The sequence below is a fragment of the Undibacterium sp. Ji50W genome (assembly GCF_049340445.1).
Lineage (GTDB): Bacteria > Pseudomonadota > Gammaproteobacteria > Burkholderiales > Burkholderiaceae_D > Undibacterium.
On the sequence record NZ_JBMPOX010000018.1, the window covers coordinates 107,993 to 115,903 of the forward strand.

Consider the following 7,911-nt stretch of genomic DNA (forward strand, 5'->3'; position numbering starts at 1 on the left):
AGAAATGGGTATCTTTTAAACGATGATGCTACATCAACGCGTTGGCGCGGTCACCTGTTGACAAAACCCGTGACAAAGCCCAAGACCAAACAAGCAGGCGTCTTGCCAGATAGGCTATACCTTTTGGCATAGGTATAAAAAGAATGGCCTGCGCTATTGATTTTGACCAAGCCAACATCATCTATTCGCTTTGCTATTGTTTAGCTCACGCTTGCCCCCTATTCTGGACTGCGCATGACCACCTCCTCTTCCGGCACTGACATTTCCCAGCGCAGCAGCCTGCAAACGCTGAAAGGACTGCTGCCCTTCTTAAGCCCTTACAAGATGCAGTTTGTGCTGGCTGGCATCGCCTTGCTGGTGGCTGCCAGCGCGACCCTGGCTATTCCTTATGCTTTCCGTCAGATGATAGATCTGGGTTTTGGCGGCGGCGATCACAGTATCAAGCATGTGGACCTGACCTTTATTGCCCTGTTTGGCGTCGCCTGCGTGCTGGGCATTGCCACTGCGGCCAGATTTTATATGGTGTCGTGGCTGGGTGAACGGGTGACGGCGGATATACGCGACGCCGTGTATTCCCACGTGGTGACGCAGAGCCCGGAATTTTTTGAAACCACCCAGACCGGTGAAGTGCTGTCGCGCCTGACCACCGACACCACGCTGATACAGACCGTGGTCGGCACCAGCATATCAATGGCCCTGCGCAATTTCCTGCTGTTCCTCGGTGGCCTGGTGATGCTGTTCGTGACCAGCCCCAAGCTGTCTTCCATCATCATCGTCATGCTGGCAGCGGTGGTGTTGCCGATCATTTTGTTTGGCCGTCGGGTGCGCAAGCTGTCGCGTGATTCGCAAGACCGGATTGCCGATGCATCGGCCATCGCTGGCGAAATTTTAAATGCCATGCCCACCGTGCAAGCCTTTACCCATGAACAGATTGAAGCGCAGCGCTTCTCTGGCTCGGTGGAAGGCGCTTTCAAGACTGCCATGCGGCGCATACGCGCACGCTCACTGCTGACCCTGATTGCCATCCTGCTGGTATTTGGTGCCATTGTATTTGTACTGTGGCTGGGGGCGCATGCCGTCATGCAGGGCCGCATGACTGGCGGCGAACTTGGCCAGTTCATTCTGTATGCATCCATCGTTGCCGGTGCGGTCGGTGCATTGTCAGAAGTGATGGGCGATGCCCAGCGTGCCGCTGGTGCCACCGAACGTTTGCTGGAATTGATAGAGGTGCAGTCACCAATACAAAATCCGGCACCGGCCCAGACTTTGCGCTTGCCGACCCGTGCCGCACATGGCGCTGAAGGCGCATCGCTGTCACTGCAAGGGCTGGAATTTCATTATCCTTCCCGCCCAAAAACTGCTGCACTGTCTGACCTGAACCTGGATATCCTGCCCGGTGAAACGGTGGCGATTGTCGGCTCTTCCGGCGCTGGCAAGACCACCCTGTTCCAGATGCTGTTGCGTTTTTATGATCCGCAGCAAGGTGAAATACGCCTGGATGGCGTCAATATACGCCAGTTGAATTTGCACGACTTACGTGCCGCCATCGGCATTGTGCCGCAAGATACCATCATTTTCTCCGCCAACGCCATGGAAAACATCCGTTATGGCCGGGCCGATGCCAGTGACGAAGAAGTGATCGCCGCCGCCAAATTGGCAGCCGCGCATGAATTCATAGAAAGACTGCCGGAAAGTTATCAATCCTTTCTGGGTGAGCGCGGCGTGCGCCTGTCTGGCGGACAAAGACAAAGGATAGCCATCGCCCGCGCCCTGCTGAAAAACCCGCCATTGTTATTGCTTGACGAAGCCACCAGCGCGCTGGATGCTGAATCAGAACGCCTGGTACAAGGTGCGCTGGAAGTGGCAATGCAGGGGCGCACCACCCTGATCATTGCCCACCGCCTGGCCACCGTGCAAAGGGCAGACCGCATCATCGTCATGGAACATGGCAGGATAGTGGAAACTGGTACCCACGCATCACTGGTGGAACAAGGCGGTGTATATGCCAATCTGGCTGCATTGCAATTTGATTTGCACAAGAGCGAAGAATAGACCTGGCAAAACAGGGGCCTGCGAAATCAGATTGCAGGCCCCTGTTTTGCAATCAAGGCCTGTTTTGCAACCAATGTCTGTTTTTCCAAAGTCGCTGTGACCGCCTGCAGGATGCGCTGCGAAAACTGGGGTTCATCCACCGCCCGCGCCAGTATGACCGCCCCCACCATGCTGGCCAGAGCCCCCATCGCCTGATCTTCCCTTTCTGTTTCTGTATCGCCTGGCAATACACTGGTCAACACGCCTATCAGATCACGCGCCCCCTTGCTGGCGGTCTTGCGCACGGCCTCACTTTGCCTGCCCATGTCAGTACCGAGGGCAGCCAGTGCACAGCCTTTTCCGGGTGCGTCGCGATGGGCTGGTGACAGATAATGGGCCGCTATGTGTGACAAGGCAGTTTCGGGCGTTTCTGCTTTCCATTTATTCCATCTTTCTGCGGAACGACCCAAGCTACGGGCACAGGTTTGCGCGATCAAATCTTCCTTGGAAGAAAAGTTTCCATAAAAACCACCATGTGTCAGGCCAGCCCCCTTCATCAGGTCAACCACGCTGACACCGTCAAAGCCATGCTCACGAAATAATTGCGCTGCCACGTTCAGGATGCGTTCTCTATTTTCGTTTGCCTGCTCTCTGCTGACTTTCATTACAGCCCCTCCACCTGGAATGCACCAGAAATTATCTTGACATTATAAATTATAACCGTAATATATAAAAAATTACGGTCATCATCTATAAATAAGAATTCCTTATCATTGGGAAACGTATGAACACCAAAAACAACTTCGTGAACAGCTATCCGGCCATCTGGCTGGTATTGCTGGGTACCGCCGGCACCTTTGCCCTGAGCATGGGCGTGCGGCAAAGCATGGGACTGTTTCTTAGCCCGATGAACACTTCCACCGGTCTGGGGGTAGGCAATATCAGCCTGGCTTTCGCCTTTGGCCAGTTGTGGTGGGGCCTGACGCAGCCGTTTGCCGGCGCCGTTGCCGACAAACTGGGGGCTGGCCGTGTGTTATTCATCGGCTTGGTACTGGTCGCGCTGGGTACCTTTATCACACCGTTGATGACCACCACCGCCGGCCTGATCTTTGCCATCGGCATATTGGGGGCGGGTGGTGCCGGCATCGCCGGACCGGCTGTGCTGATGGCAACCGCCACCCGCATGATCCCGGCAGAAAAACGCGGCCTGGCCACTGGCATCATCAATGCGGGCGGCTCGTTTGGGCAGTTCCTGATGGCACCGCTGGCAGTATGGCTGATGGGCCTGTACGGCTGGAACAATGCGATGCAGATTCTGGGGCTGGTGGTCTTGCTGGCCCTGCCCGCCGCCTTCCTGCTGCGTGGCAAGCCGGTACAAAATACAGCCGCCGGGCAAGCACCGACCAGCACCAAAGACGCCATCTACAGTGCCCTGAAAACCCCCAGTTACCTGATGCTGGCAGCGGGCTTTTTGGTGTGCGGCTTTCATGTCGCTTTCCTGGCTACGCACTTGCCAGGTGTGATCAGTCTTTGCGGGCTACCCCCGACCTACGGTGCCTGGTCACTGGGTATTCTGGGTCTGTTCAATATAGTCGGCAGTATTTCCATGGGCCTGGCAGTTAGCCGCTGGCGCATGAAATCCCTGCTGTCGCTGTTGTATGCAACACGCGCCATGGCCATCATCGTGTTTTTGCTGACGCCCAAAACCGGCCCCGTGGTACTGGTCTTTGCTGCTGTCATGGGATTGACTTTCTTATCCACGGTGCCGCCCACAGCAGGCCTGGTAGCCAAATTCTTTGGTCCTGCACATATGGCCAGCCTGTTTGGCGTTATCATGCTGGCACACCAAGTGGGCGGCTTCCTGGGTGTCTGGTTAGGTGGCAAAATCTTCGAGGCCAACGGCAACTTCAACTTGCTCTGGTATATCGATATCTGCCTGGCCGTTGGCGCGGCACTGATACACCTGCCGATCAAGGAAAAACAACTGCAACTACAGGCGGCATAAGCTGAAAACTACTTGTTGAATGCCGGTACATGCTGGCGACGCATAACGGCATTCAACAGCCGCCCTCAACAAGGTCTTAAGATAGTCCGGTAACATCTGTCATCAAGTCATTTAAATCTTCCCAATCGGTGAGATAAGGCACTATTACCAATACTTACCTGCTGTAAGCATCATGTTAAGCATCAATGTCAGTACTTAAGCACGCTTAACTTGAATAATGTGCGTCTGCAGATGTAACAGTTGTCACTTCACTGACATTTCCCTTGACGCTGTAAAGCGCCCTTGCGTACACTCCTACGATCCTGTAATCCACGTTGACCATGGTCGATTCGACAAGCTATTGCCTATGAAACGATTTCCCTTACGCTCTTCATCCCTGTTTGCTGCCGCGCTGCTCAGCTACGTTGCGCCGCAAATTTGCCGGGCTGACGCACCGCCAGCATTCACCCTGGCATCTGCACCGGAAACCATTGCTCCCGTACCGACCATAGGCACAGCACCTGGCACAGCACCCGCAGCGGCTCCAGAATTACCACTGCCGATACCGCTTGATGCAACGACACTGGAATTTACAGACAAGAATGGCGATTTATGGAACCGGATACGCACAGGTTATGCGATACCTGACCTGGAAAATCAGCTGGTCAACAATCAACTGGCCTGGTATAGCACCCGTACCGACTATATATTACGCACCGTACAGCGCGGCTCCCGCTACCTCTACCACGTGGTCGAGGAACTGGAAAAGCGTGGCATGCCAACCGAACTGGCCCTGTTGCCTTTCATCGAATCCGCTTTCAATCCGCAAGCCATTTCCACCGCCAAAGCAAGCGGCATGTGGCAATTCATGGCGGCAACAGGTCGCGATTTCAACCTGAAGCAAACCATGTTCAAGGATGACAGGCGCGGCGTGCTGGATTCCACCGATGCCGCCCTGAACTACCTGGAAAAACTGTATGGCATGTTTGGCGACTGGCAACTGGCGCTGGCGGCGTACAACTGGGGCGAAGGTTCAGTACAGCGCGCCATCAAGAAACAGCAGGCGCTGGGCTTGCCTATCGACTTCCAGAGCTTGTCGGTGCACATGCCGAACGAGACCCGGAATTACCTGCCGAAATTGCAGGCTGTTAAAAACATCATCGGCCATCCTGAACAATTCAGCCTGGCACTGCCCAAGCTGGAAAACCAGCCCTACTTTGTCACCATAGAAAAAACCAGGGACATTGATGTGCGTGTTGCTGCACAATTGGCAGAGTTGCCACTGGACGAATTTAATGCATTGAATCCGCAATTCAACCGCCCGGTAATTACTGGCGACAGCAATACCAAGATCCTGCTGCCGACCGACAATGCGGCGCTGTTCAAAGAAAATCTCAGTAAATGGCAGGGCCCGCTTTCCACCTGGTCTGCCCATACGGTACAAAAAACCGAACGCATTGAATCACTGGCAAGCAAACTGGGCCTGAAACCCGAACTGCTAAGGGAAGTCAACCTGATCCCGGCAAAAATGATGGTAAGGGCAGGCTCTACCCTGCTGGTGCCAAAATCAAACAAGGTACCGGACAATGATATTTCGCTGGAAATCGCGGAAAAAGCCCAGCTTATCATGGAGAAAACCGCCACCCGCCAGGTCAGCTACAAAGTCGGCAGGCATGACAACCTGGCTGGCATTGCCAAGCGTTACCGCGTCAGCATTGCGGACCTGAAGTCATGGAATAACCTGAAGCGTGAAAATGTCGCCAATGGCCAGACTTTGCGCGTGCAAGTACCGTTTGTCACCCAGGTAAGCCGTCATACCCCGCTGGCCACCCGACACTTTGCAGCAGCGCCCAAGGTGGTTTATCGTCCTGCTGCACCGGTACGCAGCAACGGCAAGTCCATGATCGCTCATCTTAAGAACAGCCGCAAAAAACATAGCTAACCGCCAGTAGGCGACGTGCAGCCGTATTGCATGTCGCCATGCTGAAAACAGTGTTCCAGAAAACGAAAAAGGTGCCATTGGCACCTTTTTACGTTGATGGTACCTAATATTTCAGTACCACCTCTCCAGCTTATTTCATCGACTGATTGGCGTAGATAATCCAGTAACGCGCCAGGTCTGCTGTGCCATCACTGCCACGTACTGTTTTCAATACCTTGATTGCAGCAGATTTCTTGCCGGCCTGAATGTAAGCCACGCCCAGATGCAATTTAGCGTCGTCTTCATGCTTCAGGCTGTCTCTGGCAATGCCCTCTTCCATCATGCCCAGGCCCTTGTCAAACTTGCCTGCAGCCACATAGTTGTAGCCAAGGTTGACTAAACCCAGGCCATCTTTGGCTTTCTTGGCGTCATCTTCATTGGCGGCGATGGTCTTGCTGGCATCATCCTGTGCCTTGGTTGCCATGTCACGCAAACGCTTGTGACGATCCGCATCCTTGCCTTCACCCAGGACACCCGCCTTGTAACCAGCATCGATCATCTTTGTTGCTTCTGCCGGGAAACCTGCCTGGATCGCAAACAAAGACATATCCATGTAATCAGCGGTCTTGGTGATCTGACCCAGGGCCAGTTTCAAGCGCATCAAATCCAGTTTCAGACGCTCGGAATAGCCAGGTTGTTTCTGCATATTGTTCAGCAGATTGACCCAGTATTCTTTTTTGCCATGGAAAGACACCATTTTTTCCAGCGCGCTGGAATAAGTGGCCATGTCCTTGCTCTTCAACGCATCATTGGCCAGGTATTCCAGATTGGTCAGGCTTGGTGTGCGACCGGCTTTTTCGTCCGCTGCCAGCTCTGCCCTGATTTCTTTCATGGCTTTGGCACTGTCACCACTTTGTGACATCGCCTGGATCAGGTAAGGACGCAGGGAAGAATCGGTACCGCCGTCGGCATAATAACGGTTATACCATTGCGCCGCTTTTGAATAGTTACCCGCCTTGAAGTAGGCATTCGCCAGCACCTGTATCATCTGCAACTGCTCTCTGCCTGCTAATTTATTGGCAGAAACAATCGTTTCAGCAGAACGGATGACAGCATCATTGTCGCCAGCGGCAGAGGCGATCGACAGGCGCATGCGCTCTATCGTGAAATTTTCACTGACTGACTTCCCGCCAACGCCGTCCGCTTCGTGAATCTTGGACAAGGCATCCTTGTATTTCTTCGCTTTGTACAGATCACCAGCCGCCTGGACTATACGGCCGATTTCAGGACGCATGGATTCCTGCGCAAAGGCTTGGTTTGCTGCAATATTAGTTAATTCCGGAGCGGCGGCAAAGCCAATAGCTGCAATCAATACAGCAATACGAGACAAGCGAAGTTGCTTCATATGTTGATCTCTCAATCAATAAATTTAATAAACTTTAGGACTGCAGCTTCAGAAATACCCTAGGCTCAACCCGTGAATATGAAAAATGGCAGGGAAGCCCCCTGCCAATTTTCTATCATACCTTAAGAACTCAGCATTGATGCGCCGAAATCGTCTTGAAATGAATATTTGTCATTTCAAGAATTGTTCATTCCCGACCATACCGATCTTGGTCACACCCAGACGCTGTGCTGCTGCCATCACTGCGGCCACCGATTTATACGGTACCACAGCAACCGGACGCAAATGCACTTCTGGCTGGTCTGGCGATGTCGCCACTGCATGCAGCTTGACTTCCAGTTCGGCCTGATTGACGGCCACACCATCCCACAACACCGTACCATCGAAGTCCACATCGATATTGACAACGATAGGTTCTTTCAATTGTTGCGGCGGCGTGCCTGTCGGCATATTCAGATTGATCGCGTGGTTCTGAATAGGAATGGTAATAATCAACATAATGATCAATACCAGCATGACGTCAATCAATGGCGTCATGTTCATTTCTATCATTACTTCCGGATCAGCTGA

At 53.2% G+C, this 7,911-nt stretch carries 6 protein-coding genes; 3 read left to right on the top strand and 3 right to left on the bottom strand.

The window, feature by feature from the left end:
• Positions 1–234: 234 nt before the first annotated feature.
• A complete protein-coding gene (locus ACO0K9_RS21305) occupies positions 235–2,052 on the top strand; it encodes an ABC transporter transmembrane domain-containing protein (RefSeq protein ID WP_422988168.1) in 1,818 nt (605 codons plus the stop codon).
• 26 nt (positions 2,053–2,078) lie between these two features.
• Here the strand turns inward: ACO0K9_RS21305 and ACO0K9_RS21310 are convergent, their stop codons facing one another.
• The gene (locus ACO0K9_RS21310) at positions 2,079–2,696 is read right to left on the bottom strand and encodes a TetR/AcrR family transcriptional regulator (RefSeq protein WP_422988170.1); all 618 of its coding nucleotides are present in this window, start codon (positions 2,694–2,696) and stop codon (positions 2,079–2,081) included.
• Between the two features lie 119 nt (positions 2,697–2,815).
• Here ACO0K9_RS21310 and ACO0K9_RS21315 point away from each other — a divergent pair, with 119 nt between their 5' ends.
• Positions 2,816–4,036 (top strand): MFS transporter, encoded by a 1,221-nt coding sequence (locus ACO0K9_RS21315; RefSeq protein ID WP_422988172.1) that lies wholly within the window; start codon positions 2,816–2,818, stop codon positions 4,034–4,036.
• Positions 4,037–4,382: 346 nt separating this feature from the next.
• A complete protein-coding gene (locus tag ACO0K9_RS21320; protein WP_422988174.1) occupies positions 4,383–5,957 on the top strand; it encodes a transglycosylase SLT domain-containing protein in 1,575 nt (524 codons plus the stop codon).
• 130 nt (positions 5,958–6,087) lie between these two features.
• On the opposite strand, the gene ACO0K9_RS21325 is transcribed toward ACO0K9_RS21320, so the two are convergent.
• Together ACO0K9_RS21325 and ACO0K9_RS21330 are read right to left on the bottom strand one after the other, a co-directional pair.
• The gene (locus tag ACO0K9_RS21325; RefSeq protein WP_422988176.1) at positions 6,088–7,341 is read right to left on the bottom strand and encodes a tetratricopeptide repeat protein; all 1,254 of its coding nucleotides are present in this window, start codon (positions 7,339–7,341) and stop codon (positions 6,088–6,090) included.
• Positions 7,342–7,512: 171 nt separating this feature from the next.
• On the bottom strand, positions 7,513–7,911 hold a 399-nt coding region (locus ACO0K9_RS21330; protein ID WP_422988178.1), incomplete at its 5' end, for an ExbD/TolR family protein.